20 protein-coding genes are annotated in these 19,855 nt (G+C 70.9%); 19 read left to right on the top strand and 1 reads right to left on the bottom strand.

The window, feature by feature from the left end; genetic code table 11:
* Positions 1-15 precede the first annotated feature (15 nt).
* From AQJ54_RS26305 to nusB, 8 genes are all read left to right on the top strand, one after another.
* On the top strand, positions 16-855 hold the full coding sequence (locus AQJ54_RS26305; RefSeq protein WP_062241474.1) for a shikimate dehydrogenase: 840 nt from the start codon (positions 16-18) through the stop codon (positions 853-855).
* Between the two features lie 196 nt (positions 856-1,051).
* Positions 1,052-2,236: a chorismate synthase gene (gene aroC, locus AQJ54_RS26300; RefSeq protein WP_062241472.1), complete on the top strand. Its 1,185-nt coding sequence runs from the start codon at positions 1,052-1,054 to the stop codon at positions 2,234-2,236.
* 26 nt (positions 2,237-2,262) lie between these two features.
* Positions 2,263-2,745, top strand: a complete 483-nt coding sequence (locus tag AQJ54_RS26295) for a shikimate kinase (RefSeq protein ID WP_062028865.1) — start codon at positions 2,263-2,265, stop codon at positions 2,743-2,745.
* Positions 2,742-3,833, top strand: coding sequence for a 3-dehydroquinate synthase (gene aroB / locus AQJ54_RS26290; RefSeq protein ID WP_020138095.1), 1,092 nt, complete (start codon positions 2,742-2,744; stop codon positions 3,831-3,833). The genes AQJ54_RS26295 and aroB overlap by 4 nt, the downstream gene beginning before the upstream one ends.
* A gap of 235 nt (positions 3,834-4,068) precedes the next feature.
* On the top strand, positions 4,069-4,992 hold the full coding sequence (locus AQJ54_RS26285) for a Pro-rich N-terminal domain-containing protein (protein ID WP_079070022.1): 924 nt from the start codon (positions 4,069-4,071) through the stop codon (positions 4,990-4,992).
* Positions 4,993-5,129: 137 nt separating this feature from the next.
* Positions 5,130-6,236, top strand: a complete 1,107-nt coding sequence (locus tag AQJ54_RS26280; RefSeq protein WP_062241468.1) for an aminopeptidase P family protein — start codon at positions 5,130-5,132, stop codon at positions 6,234-6,236.
* 51 nt (positions 6,237-6,287) lie between these two features.
* Entirely contained in the window at positions 6,288-6,854 is a 567-nt protein-coding gene (gene efp, locus AQJ54_RS26275; RefSeq protein ID WP_020138098.1) for an elongation factor P, read from the top strand.
* A gap of 2 nt (positions 6,855-6,856) precedes the next feature.
* On the top strand, positions 6,857-7,291 hold the full coding sequence (gene nusB / locus AQJ54_RS26270) for a transcription antitermination factor NusB (RefSeq protein ID WP_062028239.1): 435 nt from the start codon (positions 6,857-6,859) through the stop codon (positions 7,289-7,291).
* 229 nt (positions 7,292-7,520) lie between these two features.
* On the opposite strand, the gene bldD is transcribed toward nusB, so the two are convergent.
* Complete coding sequence (gene bldD, locus AQJ54_RS26265; protein ID WP_003956405.1) at positions 7,521-8,021, bottom strand: transcriptional regulator BldD; 501 nt, start codon at positions 8,019-8,021, stop codon at positions 7,521-7,523.
* A 254-nt stretch (positions 8,022-8,275) separates the two neighbouring features.
* On the opposite strand from bldD, the gene pyrR reads away from it, so the two are divergent.
* The 11 genes from pyrR (at position 8,276) to rpoZ (ending at position 19,787) form a co-directional block, all read left to right on the top strand.
* The gene (pyrR, locus tag AQJ54_RS26260; RefSeq protein ID WP_062028238.1) at positions 8,276-8,848 is read left to right on the top strand and encodes a bifunctional pyr operon transcriptional regulator/uracil phosphoribosyltransferase PyrR; all 573 of its coding nucleotides are present in this window, start codon (positions 8,276-8,278) and stop codon (positions 8,846-8,848) included.
* A gap of 85 nt (positions 8,849-8,933) precedes the next feature.
* Complete coding sequence (locus tag AQJ54_RS26255) at positions 8,934-9,911, top strand: aspartate carbamoyltransferase catalytic subunit (RefSeq protein WP_020138101.1); 978 nt, start codon at positions 8,934-8,936, stop codon at positions 9,909-9,911.
* Between the two features lie 5 nt (positions 9,912-9,916).
* On the top strand, positions 9,917-11,203 hold the full coding sequence (locus tag AQJ54_RS26250) for a dihydroorotase (protein WP_062241466.1): 1,287 nt from the start codon (positions 9,917-9,919) through the stop codon (positions 11,201-11,203).
* The gene (locus tag AQJ54_RS26245) at positions 11,200-11,778 is read left to right on the top strand and encodes a PH-like domain-containing protein (protein WP_062028233.1); all 579 of its coding nucleotides are present in this window, start codon (positions 11,200-11,202) and stop codon (positions 11,776-11,778) included. The genes AQJ54_RS26250 and AQJ54_RS26245 overlap by 4 nt, the downstream gene beginning before the upstream one ends.
* Positions 11,775-12,929 (top strand): glutamine-hydrolyzing carbamoyl-phosphate synthase small subunit, encoded by a 1,155-nt coding sequence (gene carA / locus AQJ54_RS26240; protein ID WP_062241464.1) that lies wholly within the window; start codon positions 11,775-11,777, stop codon positions 12,927-12,929. Before AQJ54_RS26245 ends, carA begins: the two co-directional genes overlap by 4 nt.
* A complete protein-coding gene (gene carB / locus AQJ54_RS26235) occupies positions 12,922-16,230 on the top strand; it encodes a carbamoyl-phosphate synthase large subunit (RefSeq protein ID WP_062241462.1) in 3,309 nt (1,102 codons plus the stop codon). The genes carA and carB overlap by 8 nt, the downstream gene beginning before the upstream one ends.
* Positions 16,231-16,300: 70 nt before the next feature.
* A complete protein-coding gene (locus AQJ54_RS26230) occupies positions 16,301-17,401 on the top strand; it encodes a quinone-dependent dihydroorotate dehydrogenase (protein ID WP_062241460.1) in 1,101 nt (366 codons plus the stop codon).
* Complete coding sequence (gene pyrF, locus AQJ54_RS26225) at positions 17,398-18,243, top strand: orotidine-5'-phosphate decarboxylase (protein WP_062241458.1); 846 nt, start codon at positions 17,398-17,400, stop codon at positions 18,241-18,243. Before AQJ54_RS26230 ends, pyrF begins: the two co-directional genes overlap by 4 nt.
* 302 nt (positions 18,244-18,545) lie before the next feature.
* Positions 18,546-18,869, top strand: coding sequence for an integration host factor (locus AQJ54_RS26220; protein WP_003977346.1), 324 nt, complete (start codon positions 18,546-18,548; stop codon positions 18,867-18,869).
* A 36-nt stretch (positions 18,870-18,905) separates the two neighbouring features.
* Positions 18,906-19,463 carry a guanylate kinase gene (gene gmk, locus AQJ54_RS26215; RefSeq protein WP_062241455.1) on the top strand — a complete coding sequence of 186 codons (558 nt, stop codon included), beginning with the start codon at positions 18,906-18,908 and terminating at the stop codon, positions 19,461-19,463.
* Positions 19,464-19,514: 51 nt separating this feature from the next.
* Positions 19,515-19,787, top strand: coding sequence for a DNA-directed RNA polymerase subunit omega (rpoZ, locus tag AQJ54_RS26210; RefSeq protein ID WP_003988945.1), 273 nt, complete (start codon positions 19,515-19,517; stop codon positions 19,785-19,787).
* Positions 19,788-19,855 lie beyond the last annotated feature (68 nt).

Raw genomic sequence — 19,855 nt, 5'->3', positions numbered from 1 at the left:
TCAAGGAACGGTTCCATGACATCTCGGGCCACCGCCGCCCGCCGGGCCGCCGTCCTCGGCAAGCCCATCGCCCACTCCCTCTCGCCGGTCCTGCACCGGGCCGCCTACGAGGAACTGGGGCTCACCGACTGGTCGTACGACCGCTTCGAGCTCGACGAGGCAGCCCTGCCCGGCTTCGTCGAGGGCCTCGGCCCCGAGTGGGCCGGGCTGTCGGTGACCATGCCGCTCAAGCGCGCGGTCATCCCGCTGCTCGACGGGATCAGCGAGACGGCCGCCTCGGTGGAGACGGTCAACACGGTCCTGTTCACCGAGGACGGCCGCCGCCTCGGCGACAACACCGACATCCCCGGCATGGTCGCCGCACTCCGCGAGCGCGGAATCGAACAGGTCGACTCGGCGGCCATCCTCGGCGCCGGTGCCACCGCCTCCTCCGCGCTCGCCGCGCTCGCCCGGATCTGCACCGGTGAGGTCGTCGCCTATGTCCGCAGCGAGGCCCGGGCCGCCGAGATGCGGCAGTGGGGCGAGCGCCTCGACGTCGAGGTGCGGACCGCGGACTGGGCGGACGCCGCCGAAGCCCTGCGGGCCCCCCTGGTGATCGCCACCACCCCCGCCGGCGCCACGGACGCGCTCGCCCACGCCGTGCCGGAACGCCCCGCCGCCCTCTTCGACGTGCTCTACGACCCCTGGCCCACCGAACTCGCGGCCCGCTGGTCGATGATCGGCGGGGCCGTGGTCGGCGGACTCGACCTGCTGGTGCACCAGGCGGTGCTCCAGGTCGAGCTGATGACGGGCCTCGGGTCGGCGCCCGTGGAGGCGATGCGCAAGGCGGGGGAGCACGCGCTCGCGGCTCGCTGACGTCCGTCTGCCGGCCGGGGACGACGCGCTCGCCGCCCGCCGACGTCCGTCTGCTGGACCTGTGACCGGTTCCCGGCGCCGGACGTGGGAGGATCGGAGACGGCGGGCCGGGGCCGCGCACCTGGTCGCGCCGTTGCCGTACGCGAGGACGCGCGTAAGCAGGGCAGTACCAGGGCGCGAGCACTGAGGAGCACCGTTGAGCAGGTTGCGCTGGCTGACCGCGGGGGAGTCCCACGGTCCCGCACTCGTGGCGACGCTGGAGGGCCTTCCCGCCGGTGTGCCGATCACCACGGAGCTGGTGGCGGACCATCTGGCGAGGCGTCGGCTGGGGTATGGCCGCGGTGCCCGGATGAAGTTCGAGCAGGACCAGGTCACCTTCCTCGGCGGGGTCCGGCACGGCCTCAGCCTCGGCTCCCCGGTCGCGATCATGGTGGGTAACACCGAGTGGCCCAAGTGGGAGCAGGTCATGGCGGCCGACCCCGTCGACCCGGAGATCCTCGCCGGCCTCGCGCGCAACGCCCCGCTGACCCGGCCGCGCCCCGGCCACGCCGACCTCGCGGGCATGCAGAAGTACGGCTTCGACGAGGCCCGGCCGATCCTGGAGCGGGCCTCCGCGCGGGAGACGGCGGCCCGGGTGGCGCTGGGCGCGGTGGCCCGGTCGTACCTCAAGGAGACGGCCGGCATCGAGATCGTCAGCCATGTCGTCGAGCTGTGCTCGGTGAAGGCCCCGGCCGGGGTGTACCCGACCCCGGCCGACGTCGAGAAGCTGGACGCGGACCCGCTGCGCTGCCTGGACGCGGATGCGTCGAAGGCGATGGTGGCCGAGGTCGACCAGGCCCACAAGGACGGCGACACCCTCGGTGGCGTGGTCGAGATCCTGGCCTACGGCGTCCCCGTGGGCCTGGGCTCCCATGTGCACTGGGACCGCAAGCTGGACGCCCGGCTCGCCGGTGCGCTGATGGGCATCCAGGCGATCAAGGGCGTGGAGCTCGGCGACGGGTTCGAGCTGGCCCGGGTGCCCGGATCGAAGGCGCACGACGAGATCGTGAACACTCCCGAGGGCATCCGCCGGGTCTCCGGCCGCTCCGGCGGGACCGAGGGCGGGCTGTCCACGGGTGAGCTGCTGCGCGTGCGGGCGGCGATGAAGCCGATCGCGACCGTGCCGCGGGCCCTCCAGACCGTCGACGTGACCACCGGTGAGGCCGCACAGGCCCACCACCAGCGCTCCGACGTCTCCGCCGTCCCGGCCGCCGGCATCGTGGCCGAGGCCATGGTCGCCCTCGTCCTCGCGGACGCGGTGGCGGAGAAGTTCGGCGGCGACAGCGTGCCCGAGACCCGTCGCAACGTGACCTCGTACCTCGAGAACCTGGCCATCCGGTGAGCCCCCTGGTGGTGCTCGTCGGCCCGATGGGCGTGGGCAAGTCGACGGTCGGGCGGCTGCTGGCCGAGCGGCTCGGCACCGGCTACCGGGACACCGACGACGACATCGTCGCCGAGCAGGGCCGCGCCATCGCGGAGATCTTCGTCGACGAGGGCGAGGCTGCATTCCGTGCCATCGAGAAGGCCGCCGTGGCCCGCTCGCTCGCCGAGCACGACGGCGTTCTCGCGCTCGGCGGCGGCTCGATCCTCGACGCGGACACCCGCGCCCTGCTGGCCGGGCAGCGGGTCCTGTACCTGTCGATGGACGTCGAGGAAGCGGTCAAGCGGACCGGCCTGAACGCGGCCCGCCCGCTGCTCGCGGTCAACCCGCGCAAGCAGTGGCGCGAGCTGATGGAGGCCCGGCGCTCGCTGTACGAGTCGATCGCCACGGCGGTCGTGGCCACCGACGGCCGTACCCCCGAAGAAGTCACCGACATCGCGCTGGACGCACTGGAGTTGAAGGAAGCATGAGCGAGGCAGTGACGCGCATCCAGGTCGGCGGCACCGCGGGCAGCGAGCCGTACGAGGTCCTGGTGGGACGTCAACTCCTGGGTGAACTGGGCGCGTTGGTCGGGGAGAAGGCCCAGCGGGTCGCCGTCATCCACCCCGAGGCGCTCGCCGACACCGGTGACGCGCTGCGCGCCGACCTCGCCGAGCAGGGCTTCGAGGCCGTCGCCATCCAGGTGCCGAACGCGGAGGAGGCCAAGACCGCCGAGGTCGCCGCCTACTGCTGGAAGGCGCTCGGACAGTCCGGCTTCACCCGCTCCGACGTCGTGGTCGGCGTCGGCGGCGGTGCCACCACCGACCTCGCCGGGTTCGTGGCCGCGACCTGGCTGCGCGGAGTGCGCTGGATCGCCATCCCCACCACCGTCCTCGCCATGGTCGACGCGGCCGTCGGCGGCAAGACCGGCATCAACACCGCCGAGGGCAAGAACCTCGTCGGCGCCTTCCACCCGCCCGCCGGCGTCCTGTGCGACCTGGCCGCGCTGGACTCCCTGCCGGTCAACGACTACGTCTCCGGACTCGCCGAGATCATCAAGGCCGGCTTCATCGCCGACCCGGTGATCCTGGAACTCATCGAGTCCGACCCCGAGGCCGCGCGGACCCCGGCGGGACCGCACACCGCCGAGCTCATCGAGCGCTCGATCCGGGTCAAGGCCGAGGTCGTCTCCTCCGACCTCAAGGAGTCGGGCCTCAGGGAGATCCTCAACTACGGCCACACACTGGCCCACGCGATCGAGAAGAACGAGCGGTACAAGTGGCGGCACGGCGCCGCCGTCGCCGTGGGCATGCACTTCGCCGCCGAACTGGGCCGTCTGGCGGGCCGGTTGGACGACGCCACGGCCGACCGGCACCGCACCGTCCTGGAGTCCGTCGGACTGCCGCTGCACTACCGCTACGACCAGTGGCCCAAGCTCCTGGAGACCATGAAGGTCGACAAGAAGTCCCGCGGCAACCTGCTGCGGTTCATCGTCCTCGACGGACTGGGCAAGCCGACCGTTCTGGAGGGCCCGGACCCGGCCGTCCTGCTCGCCGCGTACGGAGAGGTCGGCCAGTAGCTCCCCGTGACGGGCGTTGCGTCGCGGGCGGCGCGGCCGGTCGGTAGGTCCCGTGACGGGCGTTCCGCCGGATTCGCCTTGCGCCAGGGGCACTTCGGGCCGTCCTCGGTCGTTTCACCGAATGCGGGTCCAGGGCGGTACCGTTCGGTGGCGAGCGGGGTAGGTACCGCCCTGTAACCAGCGCCGGCGCCCCGACGGGGCGCGAGCCGACCAAGACGAGACGGAGTGGCACCGGATGCAGCACGCAGTGGGTTCTCCGCTGCCGCCGCCCCACCAGCCGGGGCACGGACCCGCCGGCGGCTGGACGCCGGCCGCACACCACCCGGGACCGCATCACCCGGGTGCGCACCAGGGTTCCGCCCCGGTGCCCCCACCGCCACCGGCTCCGGGCTTCACCCCGGCTCCGGTGCCGCCGACGCCCCCGCACGCCTCGGTTCCCCCGACGCCTCCGCATGCGTCGGTGCCGCCCGCGCCCCAGCACGCACCGGGCCCGCCCGTGCCGGCGCACGCGCCGGGGCCGGTCCCCGACACCACCGGCCATGTTCCGCTGCCCCCCGGCGCCCCGGTGGGCGCGCCGCCCCCCGTCGCGTCCGACTCCGCGGGCACCACGCTGGCCGTGCTGCTGATCGGTCCCGCGGGCGCCGGCAAGACGAGCGTCGCCAAGTACTGGGCCGACCACCGCCGCGTCCCCACCGCCCACATCAGCCTCGACGACGTCCGCGAATGGGTCCGCTCGGGCTTCGCCGACCCCCAGTCCGGCTGGAACGACCACTCCGAGGCCCAGTACCGCCTCGCCCGCCGCACCTGCGGCTTCGCCGCCCGCAACTTCCTCGCCAACGGCATCTCCTGCATCCTCGACGACGCCGTGTTCCCGGACCGGCCCGTGGTCGGCCTCGGCGGCTGGAAGCGGCACGTGGGACCGGGCCTGCTCCCGGTGGTCCTGCTGCCCGGCCTGGAGATCGTCCTGGAGCGCAACGCGGAGCGGTCCGGCAACCGCCGTCTGACGGACGAGGAGGTCGCCCGGATCCACGGCCGGATGGCCGGGTGGTACGGCTCGGGCCTGCCGATCATCGACAACAGCCAGATGGACGTGGAGCAGACGGCGAAGGTCCTGGACGACGTACTGGCGAGGTCGATAGCCAGCCCGCCGAGCTGGTAATCGGGGGTCGCTGTACTTACTCAAGGGGCGCGAGGAACTGCGCGACCAGCCCCCACCGGGCCGCACCCGATCGAGGCCCTTCCCCACTCGGACTCTCTCAGACAGCGCGCTACCTGCGAAGCTCCTACGCTCAAGTCATGTCAGAGGTGTACGCCACCCGAAGAGCCCGCCTGCGCGACCGTTGCCAGGCCGGCGGCAGCCAGTCCGCGCTGATCTCCCGCCCGGCCAACGTCCGCTATCTCGCGGGCGCCGCGCCGCGGGGCAGCGTCCTGCTGCTCGGCAGGACCGAGGACCTGCTGGTGTGCGCCGGCCCTCCGGACGACCGTCCCGGCAGCGGACGCCCCGACGAGACCCTGCGACGGCATCACCTGCCCGGCGCCGGGGGCGACCCCGCCGTCGCCGCCGCCGACCTCGCCACCGGGCAGGGCGTGGACTCGCTCGCCGTGGAGGAGGAGCACCTCACGGTCTCCCGGCACCGGGCCATCCGCTCGGTCGTCCCGCGGCTGCGCCTCGGCGACCTCGCGGGCGCGGTCGAACAGCTGCGCGTCATCAAGGACGAGGAGGAGATCTCCTGCCTGCGCATCGGCGCCGAGATCGCCGACCAGGCCCTGGGCGAACTCCTCGAGTCGATCCTCGTGGGCCGCACGGAGAGACATCTCGCCCTGGAACTGGAGCGCCGGCTCGTCGACCACGGCGCCGACGGCCCGGCCTTCGCCACCTCCGTCGGAACCGGCCCGAACTCCGGCCGGCGCGGCCACCGCCCCACCGACCGCCGGGTCGAGGAAGGTGATTTCCTCTCCGTCTGCCTGGGCGCGAGCTACCGCGGCTACCGCTGCGAGATCGGTCGTACGTTCGTCATCGGCACGTCCCCCGCCGACTGGCAGATCGAGCTGTACGACCTCGTCTTCGCCGCTCAGCGGGCCGGACGGGAGTCCCTGGCACCCGGCGCGGCCTACCGCGACGTGGACCGGGCGGCCCGGCAGGTGCTGGAGTCCGCGGGGCACCACGAGGGCCTGTCATCCCTCACCGGACACGGTGTGGGACTCGAAATCGACGAGGACCCGCAGCTGGCCCCCGCGGCCATGGGTAAACTGGACGCTTGCGTGCCGGTCACCGTCGAACCGGGGGTCCACCTCCCGGGACGGGGCGGGGTCCGGATCGATGACACGCTCGTCGTACGCCCCGAGGCGGACGGCGGACCCGAGCTACTCACCATCACGACCAAGGAGCTGCTCGCCCTGTAGGCAGAGGCGTGCGCCGGGGTCGTCCACGTCAGTCCAGGAGATTCCGCAACCGTGGCTTCCACGAACGACCTCAAGAACGGCCTGGTGCTCAAGCTCGAAGGCGGCCAGCTGTGGTCCGTCGTCGAGTTCCAGCACGTCAAGCCCGGCAAGGGCCCCGCCTTCGTGCGCACCAAGCTCAAGAACGTGCTGTCCGGCAAGGTCGTCGACAAGACGTTCAACGCCGGCGTCAAGGTCGAGACGGCCACTGTCGACAAGCGCGACATGCAGTTCTCGTACATGGACGGCGAGTACTTCGTCTTCATGGACATGGAGACCTACGACCAGCTGATGATCGACCGCAAGACGGTCGCCGACGCCGCGAACTTCCTCATCGAGGGCTTCACGGCCACCGTCGCGCAGCACGAGGGCGAGGTGCTCTTCGTCGAGCTGCCGGCCGCCGTCGAGCTGACGATCCAGGAGACCGAGCCGGGCGTCCAGGGCGACCGCTCCACGGGCGGCACCAAGCCCGCCACCCTGGAGACCGGTCACCAGATCCAGGTCCCGCTCTTCATCACCACCGGTGAGAAGATCAAGGTCGACACCCGCACGAGCGACTACCTCGGCCGGGTGAACAGCTAACCGTGGCTGCCCGCAACACGGCCCGCAAGCGCGCCTTCCAGATCCTCTTCGAGGGCGACCAGCGCGGCGCCGACGTCCTGACGGTCCTCGCGGACTGGGTCCGGCTGTCCCGGGAGGACACCCGGCAGCCTCCGGTGAGCGAGTACACGATGCAGCTGGTCGAGGGCTACTCGGAGCACGCGAAGCGCATCGACGAGCTGATCGCGCAGTACTCGGTGGGCTGGACGCTGGACCGGATGCCGGTGGTCGACCGCAACCTCCTGCGGCTGGGCGCCTACGAGCTGATCTGGGTCGACGAGACCCCGGACGCCGTGGTGCTCGACGAGATGGTGCAGCTGGCGAAGGAGTTCTCCACGGACGAGTCGCCCTCGTTCGTGAACGGCCTGCTGGGCCGGCTGAAGGACCTGAAGCCGTCCCTGCGCCGAGACGAGGCCTGAGCCGAGACCGCCGGGGCGAGGCGTGAGCCGGGACGTCTCGGCGTCCTGAGACCCGCAGTGCCTGAGGGCCCGCAGCATCACCGCTGCGGGCCCTCAGGCGTACGCGTGCGTCGAAGCGGTACACGGCGGCGCCAAAGCGGTGCGAGGCCCGCACAAAGCCGCCGGGGTGGCCGGAACCCTGAAGTTCCGGCCACCCCGGCGGCACGTTTCTGCTGAGGCGGGGAGAGGCTCAGCTCTCCTCGTGGGACACCGCGCGACGCGCGTCCGCGTCCAGCACGCCCCAGCTGATCAGCTGCTCGGTGAGGACCGAGGGCGACTGGTCGTAGATGACGGCGAGTGTGCGCAGGTCGTCCTGGCGGATCGAGAGCACCTTGCCGTTGTAGTCACCGCGCTGGGACTGGATCGTGGCGGCGTAGCGCTGGAGCGGGCCCGCCTTCTCGGCCGGCACGTGGGCCAGCCGCTCCAGGTCCAGGACCAGCTTCGGCGGCGGCTCGGCGGCCCCGCCCGGAGTCGTGCCGGGCAGCAGCTCCTGCACCGGAACGCCGTAGAAATCCGCCAACTCGGCAAGGCGCTGCACGGTCACCGCGCGGTCGCCACGCTCGTACGAACCGACCACGACCGCCTTCCAGCGTCCCTGGGACTTCTCCTCGACACCGTGGAGGGAAAGGCCCTGCTGGGTGCGGATGGCCCGAAGCTTGGCCCCGAGCTGTTTGGCGTATTCGCTGGACATATAGCTCCCCGGACACTGGATCGACGCGACTTCAGTGGTCCCGAGCCGCGCGTCTGGTAACTCACTGTGAGGTTACGCAGCGTGACGCTTCTGCGTCAAGCCGAATGGTCCACACCGACTCTTCCGTGGTCGCGGGCCCCGATTACGCCAAGGGGGTGACGCGAGGCGCCCGAAAGGGCCTGCTACCGTGGATGGCGCAAATCCGACGTCCTTTAAGGTCCGTCCCGTGAGGCGGAGAAGGAGGTCCGTTTCGTATGGACAAGCAGGACACTTCTGATATGGGCGCGTCCGATGCCCGGCCCGTTCTCGAGGGCCCCGACATCGCCCGCGTACTGACCCGCATCGCCCACGAGATCGTCGAACGCGCCAAGGGCGCCGACGACGTGGTGCTCCTCGGGATTCCGACCCGAGGCGTCTACCTCGCCCAGCGGCTCGCCGCCAAGCTCGAGGAGATCACCGACCGCAAGATCCCGGTCGGTTCGCTCGACATCACCATGTACCGCGACGACCTGCGTCTGCACCCGCCGCGCGCACTGGCCCGCACCGAGATCCCCGGTGACGGCATCGACGGCCGGCTGGTCGTCCTCGTCGACGACGTGCTCTTCTCCGGCCGCACCATCCGCGCCGCCCTCGACGCCCTGAACGACATCGGGCGTCCCCGCGCGGTGCAGCTCGCGGTCCTCGTCGACAGAGGCCACCGCGAGCTGCCCATCCGCGCCGACTACGTCGGCAAGAACCTCCCCACGTCGCTGCGGGAGACGGTCAAGGTCCAGCTCGCCGAGGAGGACGGTCGCGACACCGTGCTGCTCGGTGTGAAGCAGACCTAGCAGCAGGTGCATGGGGGCACTTCTCGGTGCGCCCTCGCCTGCCCGGATCCTCCCGATACCTGAACTGCCTTACGGAGCCTGACAGATGCAGCGTCATCTCATCTCGGCCGCCGACCTCACCCGCGACGACGCCGTCCTGATCCTCGACACCGCCGAGGAGATGGCCCGGGTCGCCGACCGGCCGATCAAGAAGCTGCCGACCCTGCGCGGCCGCACGATCGTCAACCTCTTCTTCGAGGACTCCACGCGCACGCGTATCTCCTTCGAAGCCGCCGAGAAGCGCCTCTCCGCGGACGTCATCAACTTCACCGCCAAGGGCTCCAGCGTCTCCAAGGGCGAGTCCCTGAAGGACACCGCGCAGACCCTGGAGGCCATGGGCGTCGACGCCGTGGTGATCCGGCACGGTGCCTCCGGGGCGCCGTACCGCCTCGCCACCTCCGGCTGGATCGACGCCGCCGTGATCAACGCGGGCGACGGCACCCACCAGCACCCCACCCAGGCCCTGCTGGACGCGTTCACCATGCGCCGGCGGCTCGTCGGGCGGGACGCCGGGATCGGCCAGGACCTCTCCGGCAAGCGCATCACGATCGTCGGGGACGTCCTGCACAGCCGGGTCGCCCGCTCCAACGTCGACCTGCTGCACACCCTCGGCGCCGAGGTCACCCTCGTCGCCCCGCCCACCCTGGTGCCGGTCGGCGTCGAGACCTGGCCCTGCGAGGTGTCGTACGACCTCGACAGCACCCTCGCCAAGTCCGACGCGGTGATGATGCTGCGCGTCCAGCGCGAGCGCATGAACGCCGCGTTCTTCCCGACCGAGCGGGAGTACTCCCGGCGCTACGGCCTGGACGGCGACCGCATGGCGCGGATGCCCGAGCACGCCATCGTGATGCACCCCGGCCCCATGGTCCGGGGCATGGAGATCACCGCCGAGGTCGCCGACTCGGACCGCTGCACCGTCGTGGAGCAGGTCGCAAACGGAGTCTCCATCCGGATGGCCGTCCTGTACCTCCTTCTGGGCGGCAACGAGCCCGCCGTCAGCCACACCCGTATCGAGGAGAAGTAAGTCACATGAGCAAGATCCTGATCCGTGGTGCGAAGGTCCTCGGCGGCGAGCCGCAGGACGTGCTGATCGACGGGGCCGTCATCGCCGAGGTGGGCACCGGGCTGTCCGCCGAGGGCGCCGAGGTCGTCGAGGCGGCCGGCAAGGTCCTGCTGCCGGGCCTCGTCGACCTGCACACCCATCTGCGGGAGCCGGGCCGCGAGGACTCCGAGACCGTGCTGACCGGCACCCGGGCGGCCGCGAGCGGCGGCTACACGGCCGTGTTCGCCATGGCCAACACCTTCCCGGTCGCCGACACCGCCGGCGTCGTCGAACAGGTCTACCGGCTGGGGCAGGAGCACGGTTACTGCGACGTGCAGCCCATCGGCGCCGTGACCGTCGGCCTGGAGGGCAAGAAGCTCGCCGAGCTGGGCGCCATGCACGAGTCGGCCGCCGGGGTCACCGTCTTCTCCGACGACGGCAAGTGCGTCGACGACGCCGTGATCATGCGCCGCGCCCTGGAGTACGTGAAGGCCTTCGGCGGGGTCGTCGCCCAGCACGCGCAGGAGCCGCGGCTGACCGAGGGCGCCCAGATGAACGAGGGGATCGTCTCCGCCGAGCTGGGGCTCGGCGGCTGGCCCGCGGTGGCCGAGGAGTCGATCATCGCCCGGGACGTCCTGCTCGCCGAGCACGTCGGGTCCCGCGTCCACATCTGCCACCTGTCGACCGCCGGGTCCGTCGAGATCGTCCGCTGGGCCAAGTCCCGCGGCATCGACGTCACCGCCGAGGTCACCCCGCACCACCTGCTCCTCACCGACGAGCTGGTCCGGTCGTACAACCCGGTCTACAAGGTCAACCCGCCGCTGCGCACCGAGCGGGACGTGCTGGCGCTGCGCGAGGCCCTCGCCGACGGCACGATCGACATCGTCGCCACCGACCACGCCCCGCACCCGCACGAGGACAAGGACTGCGAGTGGGCCGCGGCCGCCATGGGGATGGTCGGCCTCGAGACCGCGTTGTCAGTGGTGCAGGAGACCATGGTGGAGACGGGCCTGCTGGACTGGGCCGGGGTCGCCGAGCGCATGTCCGCCAAGCCCGCCGAGATCGGGCAGGCGCAGGGCCACGGCCGTCCCGTCTCGGCAGGTGAGCCCGCCAACCTCACGCTCGTCGACACGGCATACCGTGGCTCCGTGGACCCCGCGGGCTTCGCCTCGCGCAGCCGCAACACCCCGTACGAGGGGCGTGAGCTGCCGGGCCGTGTCACCCACACCTGGCTCCGGGGCAAGGCCACGCTCGTCGACGGGAAGCTCACGTGACACCAGTAACCCTGCTCGCCGCCGGACTCGCCGCCGAGAAGAAGTCGGCCGAGGTCACCGACTGGGCCGCCCGTGTCGGCTGGCTCGTCGGCCTCGCCCTCTTCGTCGCGCTCGTCTACTGGCTGATGCGCGAGGGCTGGAAATGGCGCGGCACCCTCCAGGGCGACCTGCCCGAGCTGCCCACCGCGCCGGACGACCCCGGTCCGGCCAGACTGACCATGAGCGGCCGGTACCACGGCTCCACCACCGCCGGGCAGTGGCTCGACCGGATCGTGGCGCACGGCCTGGGCACCCGCAGCCGGGTCGAGCTCACGCTCACCGACGCGGGACTGGACGTCGTACGCCCCGGCGCGACCGACTTCTTCGTCCCCCGCGCGGCCCTGCGGGAAGCCGTGCTCGGCAAGGGCATCGCCGGAAAGGTCCTGACCGAGGGCGGGCTGCTCCTGGTGACCTGGGCGCACGGCGAACGGCTGATCGACTCGGGTTTCCGGTCCGACCGCGCGGCCGAGCACACCGAGTGGGTCGACGCCATCAACTCCATGATCAACAAGACGGAAACGGAAGGCGCACGATGACGACCTCCACCAGGGGAACCTCGAAGGTTCCCGCCGTACTCGTCCTGGAGGACGGCCGGATCTTCCGCGGCCGCGCCTACGGGGCCGTGGGGGAGACCTTCGGCGAGGCCGTGTTCTCCACCGGCATGACCGGCTACCAGGAGACCCTGACCGACCCGTCGTACGACCGCCAGATCGTCGTCGCGACCGCCCCGCAGATCGGCAACACCGGCTGGAACGACGAGGACGACGAGTCCCGCCGCATCTGGGTCTCCGGCTACGTGGTGCGCGACCCCGCGCGCGTGCCGTCCAACTGGCGCGCCAAGCGCTCCCTGGACGACGAGCTGGTCGCGCAGGGCATCGTCGGGATCTCCGGCATCGACACCCGCGCCCTCACCCGCCACCTGCGCGAGCGCGGCTCCATGCGCTCCGGGATCTTCTCCGGTGAGGCGCTCGCCGCCGACGCCGAGCTCGTCGCGCGCGTGCAGGCCCAGCCGCACATGAAGGGCGCCTCGCTCTACGAGGAGGTCGCCACCAAGGAGACGTACGTCGTCCCCGCGGTCGGCGAGAAGCAGTTCACCGTCGCCGCGATCGACCTCGGCATCAAGGGCATGACCCCGCACCGCATGGCCGAGCGCGGCATCGAGGTGCACGTCCTGCCCGCCACGGCGAGCGTCGAGGACGTCTACGCCGTCAACCCCGACGGTGTGTTCTTCTCCAACGGCCCGGGCGACCCGGCCACCGCCGACGGCCCCGTCGCGCTCATGACCGCGGTCCTGGAGCGCAGGACGCCCCTGTTCGGCATCTGCTTCGGCAACCAGATCCTCGGCCGCGCCCTCGGCTTCGGCACCTACAAGCTGAAGTACGGCCACCGGGGCATCAACCAGCCCGTTCAGGACCGCACCACCGGCAAGGTCGAGGTGACCGCGCACAACCACGGGTTCGCCGTGGACGCGCCGCTCGACAAGGTCAGCGACACGCCGTTCGGCCGCGCCGAGGTCTCCCACGTCTGCCTGAACGACAACGTCGTGGAGGGGCTCCAGCTGCTCGACCAGCCGGCCTTCTCCGTCCAGTACCACCCCGAGGCGGCGGCCGGCCCGCACGACGCCGCCTACCTGTTCGACCGCTTCACGTCTTTGATGAGCACCGTCATGGAGGGCCAGCGTGCCTAAGCGCACCGATATCCAGTCCGTCCTGGTCATCGGCTCCGGCCCGATCGTCATCGGCCAGGCCGCCGAGTTCGACTACTCCGGCACCCAGGCGTGCCGGGTCCTCAAGGCCGAGGGCCTCAGGGTCATCCTGGTCAACTCCAACCCGGCGACGATCATGACCGACCCGGAGATCGCCGACGCCACCTACGTCGAGCCGATCACCCCGGACTTCGTCGAGAAGATCATCGCCAAGGAGCGCCCGGACGCCCTGCTGCCCACCTTGGGCGGCCAGACGGCCCTCAACACCGCGATCTCGCTGCACGAGGCCGGCACCCTCGACAAGTACGGCGTCGAGCTGATCGGCGCCAACGTCGAGGCGATCAACAAGGGCGAGGACCGCGACCTCTTCAAGGGCGTCGTCGAGGAGGTCCGCAAGAAGATCGGGCACGGCGAGTCCGCCCGCTCGGTCATCTGCCACTCCATGGACGACGTCCTGGCGGGCGTCGAGACCCTCGGCGGCTACCCGGTCGTCGTCCGCCCGTCCTTCACCATGGGCGGCGCCGGCTCCGGCTTCGCGCACGACGAAGAGGAGCTGCGCCGCATCGCGGGCCAGGGCCTCACCCTCTCGCCGACCACCGAGGTGCTCCTGGAGGAGTCCATCCTCGGCTGGAAGGAGTACGAGCTGGAGCTGATGCGCGACAAGCACGACAACGTCGTGGTCGTCTGCTCCATCGAGAACTTCGACCCCATGGGCGTGCACACCGGCGACTCGATCACCGTCGCGCCCGCCATGACGCTCACCGACCGCGAGTACCAGGTGCTGCGCGACGTCGGCATCGCGATCATCCGCGAGGTCGGCGTCGACACCGGCGGCTGCAACATCCAGTTCGCGGTGAACCCCGAGGACGGTCGCGTGATCGTCATCGAGATGAACCCGCGCGTGTCGCGCTCCTCCGCCCTCGCCTCCAAGGCCACCGGCTTCCCGATCGCCAAGATCGCCGCGAAGCTCGCCGTGGGCTACACCCTGGACGAGATCCCGAACGACATCACCGAGCAGACCCCGGCCTCCTTCGAGCCGACGCTCGACTACGTCGTGGTCAAGGCCCCCCGGTTCGCCTTCGAGAAGTTCCCCCAGGCCGACTCCACCCTCACGACCACCATGAAGTCGGTCGGCGAGGCCATGGCCATCGGCCGCAACTTCACCGAGGCCTTCCAGAAGGCGCTGCGCTCGCTGGAGAAGAAGGGCAGCCAGTTCACCTTCGTCGGCGAGCCCGGCGACAAGACCGCGCTCCTGGAGGCGTCCGTACGGCCCACCGACGGCCGTGTCAACACCGTCATGCAGGCCATCCGCGCGGGCGCCACGCCGGAGGAGGTCTTCGCGTACACAAAGATCGACCCCTGGTTCGTCGACCAGCTCTTCCTGATCAAGGAGGTCGCCGACGAGCTGGCCGGGGCCGAGCGCCTGGACGCCGACCTCCTCGCCGAGGCCAAGCGGCACGGCTTCTCCGACCAGCAGATCGCCGAGATCCGGGGCCTGCGCGAGGACGTGGTGCGCGAGGTGCGGCACGCCCTCGGTGTCCGCCCGGTCTACAAGACGGTCGACACCTGCGCCGCCGAGTTCGCCGCGAAGACGCCGTACTTCTACTCCTCCTACGACGAGGAGAGCGAGGTCGCGCCGCGCGAGAAGCCGGCCGTCATCATCCTGGGCTCCGGTCCCAACCGCATCGGCCAGGGCATCGAGTTCGACTACTCCTGCGTGCACGCCTCCTTCGCGCTGTCGGACGCCGGGTACGAGACGGTGATGGTCAACTGCAACCCGGAGACCGTCTCCACCGACTACGACACCTCCGACCGGCTGTACTTCGAGCCGCTCACCCTGGAGGACGTCCTGGAGATCGTCCACGCCGAGCAGCAGGCCGGGCCCGTCGCGGGCGTCGTCGTGCAGCTCGGCGGGCAGACCCCGCTGGGCCTGTCGCAGGCGCTCAAGGACAACGGCGTCCCGGTCGTCGGCACCTCGCCCGAGGCGATCCACGCCGCCGAGGACCGCGGCGCCTTCGGCCGGGTCCTCGCCGAGGCGGGCCTGCCGGCCCCCAAGCACGGCACCGCCACCACCTTCGCCGGCGCCAAGGCCATCGCGGACGAGATCGGCTACCCGGTCCTCGTCCGGCCCTCCTACGTCCTCGGCGGACGCGGCATGGAGATCGTCTACGACGAGACCCGTCTGGAGTCCTACATCGCCGAGTCGACCGAGATCAGCCCCTCGCGGCCGGTCCTCGTCGACCGCTTCCTGGACGACGCCATCGAGATCGACGTGGACGCGCTCTACGACGGCCAGGAGCTGTACCTGGGCGGTGTGATGGAGCACATCGAGGAGGCCGGCATCCACTCCGGCGACTCGGCGTGCGCGCTGCCCCCGATCACGCTCGGCGGCCACGACATCAAGCGGCTGCGGGCGTCCACGGAGGCCATCGCGAAGGGCGTCGGGGTCCGCGGGCTGATCAACATCCAGTTCGCGATGGCCGGCGACATCCTCTACGTCCTGGAGGCCAACCCGCGCGCGTCCCGCACGGTCCCCTTCACCTCGAAGGCGACCGCGGTGCCGCTCGCCAAGGCCGCCGCCCGGATCTCGCTGGGCGCGACCATCGCCGAGCTGCGCCTCGAGGGCCTGCTCCCGGCCAACGGCGACGGCGGCGAACTCCCGCTCGACGCGCCGATCTCCGTCAAGGAGGCCGTCATGCCGTGGTCGCGGTTCCGCGACATCCACGGCCGCGGCGTCGACACCGTGCTCGGCCCGGAGATGCGCTCCACCGGCGAGGTCATGGGCATCGACTCGGTCTTCGGCACGGCGTACGCCAAGTCGCAGGCCGGCGCCTACGGCCCGCTGCCCACCAAGGGCCGCGCGTTCATCTCGGTCGCCAACCGCGACAAGCGTTCGATGATCTTCCCGGCCCGTGAACTGGTCGCACACGGCTTCGAGCTGCTCGCCACCTCCGGCACGGCCGAGGTCCTCAAGCGCAACGGCATCAACGCCACGGTGGTGCGCAAGCAGTCCGAGGGCCCCGGCCCGGGCGGCGAGAAGACCATCGTCCAGTACATCCACGACGGCGAGGTCGACCTCATCGTCAACACCCCCTACGGCACCGGCGGCCGCCTGGACGGCTACGAGATCCGTACGGCGGCCGTGGCGCGGTCGGTCCCGTGCCTGACGACGGTCCAGGCGCTCGCCGCCGCCGTCCAGGGCATCGACGCCCTCAACCACGGTGACGTGGGCGTCCGCTCGCTCCAGGAACACGCGGAACACCTGACCGCGGCCCGCGACTAGCGGCCCCGAGGGGGACACCGGAAACGGTGTCCCCCTCTTCGTGAGGACACCCCTGTCGTCGTGAGGAACCATGTACAAGATCTTCTTCAACCTCGTCTTCCGGCGCATGGACCCGGAGAAGGCCCACCACCTGGCCTTCCGGTGGATCCGCCTCGCCGTCCGGATCCCCGTGCTGCGCACCTTCGTCGCGGCGGCCCTGGCTCCCCGGTACCGGGAGCTGCGCACCGAGGCCTTCGGGCTGCGCATGCACGGCCCCTTCGGCCTGGCGGCCGGCTTCGACAAGAACGCGGTCGCCGTCGACGGCATGGCGATGCTGGGCTTCGACCACATCGAGATCGGCACGGTGACCGGGGAGGCGCAGCCCGGCAACCCCAGGAAGCGGCTGTTCCGCCTGGTGCCGGACCGCGCGCTCATCAACCGCATGGGCTTCAACAACGAGGGCTCGCTGGCCGTGGCGGCCCGCCTCGCGTCCCGCGAGCCGGTCTTCAAGACCGTCGTGGGCGTCAACATCGGCAAGACCAAGGTCGTCCCGGAGACCGAGGCCGTCGGTGACTACGTCAAGTCCGCCGAGCGGCTCGCCCCCTTCGCCGACTACCTCGTGGTGAACGTGTCGTCGCCCAACACGCCCGGGCTGCGCAACCTCCAGGCCGTCGACCACCTGCGTCCGCTCCTGGCCGCCGTCCGCGAGGCCGCCGACCGCATCGTCGCGCACCGCCGGGTCCCGCTCCTGGTCAAGATCGCGCCCGACCTCGCCGACGAGGACGTCGACGCCGTGGCCGACCTCGCCGTCGAGCTCGGCCTGGACGGCATCATCGCCACCAACACCACCATCGCGCGCGAGGGCCTGAGGTCCGAGGCCTCGCTGGTGAAGGAGACGGGCGGGCTCTCCGGGGCGCCCCTCAAGGAGCGCTCCCTGGAGGTCCTCAGGCGCCTGTACGCGCGCGTGGGCGACCGGATCACCCTGGTGGGCGTCGGCGGCGTGGAGAACGCCGAGGACGTCTGGCAGCGCATCCTCGCCGGTGCCACGCTGGTCCAGGGCTACAGCGCGTTCGTCTACGAGGGCCCCTTCTGGAGCCGTGCCATCCACAAGGGGCTCGCCGCACGCCTGCGCACGAGCCCCTACGCCACCCTCGCCGACGCGGTCGGCGCCGACGTGAGGAAGACGGCATGACCTCGTACGAGCCCTTCGGCGCCCGCCTGCGCCACGCCATGGACGAGCGCGGCCCGCTGTGCGTCGGGATCGACCCGCACGCCTCGCTGCTCGGCGAGTGGGGCCTGAACGACGACGTGGCCGGTCTGGAGCGGTTCAGCCGCACCGTCGTCGAGGCACTGTCCGACCGGGTCGCCGTGTTCAAGCCGCAGAGCGCGTTCTTCGAGCGCTTCGGCTCGCGCGGTGTCGCCGTCCTGGAGAAGACGGTCCAGGCGGCGCGGGCGGCCGGTGCGCTGGTCCTCATGGACGCCAAGCGCGGCGACATCGGCTCCACCATGGCCGCGTACGCCGAGGCCTTCCTGCACAAGGACTCGCCCCTGTTCTCGGACGCGCTGACCGTGTCGCCGTACCTCGGCTACGGCTCGCTCGCGCCGGCGGTCGCGCTGGCCCGGGAGAGCGGCGCGGGCCTGTTCGTGCTCGCGCTCACCTCCAACCCGGAGGGCGGCGAGGTCCAGCACGCGGTCCGCGCGGACGGCCGCGACGTCGGCGCGACCATGCTGGCCCACCTGGCCGCCGAGAACACCGGGGAGCAGCCCCTCGGGTCCTTCGGCGCGGTCGTGGGGGCCACGCTCGGCGATCTGTCGTCCTACGACCTGGACATCAACGGCCCGCTCCTCGCGCCCGGTGTCGGCGCCCAGGGGGCCACTCCGGCCGATCTGCCCCGGGTCTTCGGCAAGGCGATCCGCAATGTCGTCCCGAACGTCAGCAGGGGAGTGCTCCGGCACGGTCCGGACGCCGGGGCGCTGCGGGCGTCCGCCGAGCGGTTCGCGGACGAGGTCCGGGCGGCGCTGCCGACCGGGTGAGAAGGTTCGATTTTCTCGTTCGAGTCCCCTGGCGAGTGGTTCGACAGCTGGTTCGACGAGTGGTCACAGGCCCGCTTGAGTCTGAATACATCCTCAAATCCGGGGCAGTATGTCAGGAATGTCCGTCCTGACGGAGGCTGACCAGGACTTTTCCGCTGTTCTCGCTGACTCTGGCGGAGTTGGCCGCTAGTCTCCGAGCAGAGTCAACGGGCAAGCGTGTTGCTCGTGGCTCACCAGGTGTGGGGCGACTAGGTTCCTCACCGGTCCGTATCCGACAGTTCGACATCCGAGGTGACGTAGGCGTGGCTCTTCCGCCCCTTACCCCTGAACAGCGCGCAGCCGCGCTCGAAAAGGCCGCCGCGGCTCGCCGGGAGCGGGCCGAGGTCAAGAATCGACTCAAGCACTCCGGCGCCTCGCTTCACGAGGTCATCAAGCAGGGCCAGGAGAACGACGTCATCGGCAAGATGAAGGTCTCCGCGCTGCTCGAGTCCCTGCCGGGCGTGGGCAAGGTCCGCGCCAAGCAGATCATGGAGCGTCTGGGCATCTCCGAGAGCCGTCGTGTACGCGGCCTCGGTTCCAACCAGATCGCTTCGCTGGAGCGTGAGTTCGGCAGCACCGGTTCCTGAGCCCGGGCACCCCGGGTTTGCTGGAATAATCGCTGTATGAGTGAACGTCCGCGGCTGACCGTGCTCTCCGGCCCCTCAGGGGTCGGCAAGAGCACGGTCGTCGCCCATATGCGCAAGGAACACCCCGAGGTCTGGCTCTCGGTGTCGGCGACGACCCGCAAGCCCCGCCCCGGCGAGAAGCACGGTGTCCAGTACTTCTTCGTCACCGACGAGGAGATGGACAAGCTGATCGCCAACGGCGAGCTTCTGGAGTGGGCCGAGTTCGCCGGCAACCGCTACGGCACGCCGCGTGCGGCCGTGCTGGAGCGGCTGGAGGCCGGTGAGCCCGTCCTCCTGGAGATCGACCTCCAGGGTGCCCGGCAGGTCCGTGAGTCCATGACGGACGCCCAGCTGGTGTTCCTGGCTCCTCCCTCCTGGGAGGAGCTGGTGCGCAGACTCACCGGACGGGGCACCGAGCCGCCCGAGGTGATCGCTCGCCGCCTGGAAGCGGCGAAGGTCGAACTGGCGGCCGAACCCGAGTTCGATGTGACCTTGGTCAACACCTCCGTCGAGGACGTGGCGCGCGAGCTGCTAGCCTTGATGGATGTCCTGTGATCGTCGCCGGTCACTGACACTGATTCTTTCCCATCCATCGGAAGGTAGAGCGTGTCCTCTTCCATCTCCGCGCCCGAGGGCATCATCAACCCGCCGATCGACGAGCTCCTCGAGGCCACCGACTCGAAGTACAGCCTCGTGATCTACGCGGCCAAGCGGGCCCGCCAGATCAACGCGTACTACTCGCAGCTCGGCGAGGGCCTCCTCGAGTACGTCGGTCCGCTGGTGGACACCCACGTCCACGAGAAGCCGCTCTCGATCGCCCTCCGCGAGATCAACGCGGGTCTGCTGACGTCCGAGGCCGTCGAGGGCCCGGCGCAGTAAGTAGTACGTTCAGATTGCAGTTGGCTTTTCCACAGGCCCGGCAGCGCGACTGTCGGGCCTGTGGTGTG

It is taken from the genome of Streptomyces griseorubiginosus (assembly GCF_001514195.1).
GTDB lineage: Bacteria > Actinomycetota > Actinomycetes > Streptomycetales > Streptomycetaceae > Streptomyces > Streptomyces griseorubiginosus.
This window is presented reverse-complemented; position numbering and strand designations above follow the sequence as displayed.

Excerpts from the sequence above, each read along its gene's own strand:
- pyrR (WP_062028238.1), top strand. The coding sequence starts at position 8,276 with ATGGACAAGCAGGACACTTCTGATATGGGCGCGTCCGATGCCCGGCCC.
- carA (WP_062241464.1), top strand. The coding sequence starts at position 11,775 with ATGACGACCTCCACCAGGGGAACCTCGAAGGTTCCCGCCGTACTCGTC.
- AQJ54_RS26255 (WP_020138101.1), top strand. The coding sequence starts at position 8,934 with ATGCAGCGTCATCTCATCTCGGCCGCCGACCTCACCCGCGACGACGCC.
- AQJ54_RS26295 (WP_062028865.1), top strand. The coding sequence starts at position 2,263 with ATGGGCGTGGGCAAGTCGACGGTCGGGCGGCTGCTGGCCGAGCGGCTC.
- AQJ54_RS26280 (WP_062241468.1), top strand. The coding sequence starts at position 5,130 with ATGTCAGAGGTGTACGCCACCCGAAGAGCCCGCCTGCGCGACCGTTGC.
- pyrF (WP_062241458.1), top strand. The coding sequence starts at position 17,398 with ATGACCTCGTACGAGCCCTTCGGCGCCCGCCTGCGCCACGCCATGGAC.
- AQJ54_RS26250 (WP_062241466.1), top strand. The coding sequence starts at position 9,917 with ATGAGCAAGATCCTGATCCGTGGTGCGAAGGTCCTCGGCGGCGAGCCG.
- AQJ54_RS26285 (WP_079070022.1), top strand. The coding sequence starts at position 4,069 with ATGCAGCACGCAGTGGGTTCTCCGCTGCCGCCGCCCCACCAGCCGGGG.
- gmk (WP_062241455.1), top strand. The coding sequence starts at position 18,906 with ATGAGTGAACGTCCGCGGCTGACCGTGCTCTCCGGCCCCTCAGGGGTC.
- AQJ54_RS26305 (WP_062241474.1), top strand. The coding sequence starts at position 16 with ATGACATCTCGGGCCACCGCCGCCCGCCGGGCCGCCGTCCTCGGCAAG.
- AQJ54_RS26230 (WP_062241460.1), top strand. The coding sequence starts at position 16,301 with ATGTACAAGATCTTCTTCAACCTCGTCTTCCGGCGCATGGACCCGGAG.
- bldD (WP_003956405.1), bottom strand. The coding sequence starts at position 8,021 with ATGTCCAGCGAATACGCCAAACAGCTCGGGGCCAAGCTTCGGGCCATC.
- aroB (WP_020138095.1), top strand. The coding sequence starts at position 2,742 with ATGAGCGAGGCAGTGACGCGCATCCAGGTCGGCGGCACCGCGGGCAGC.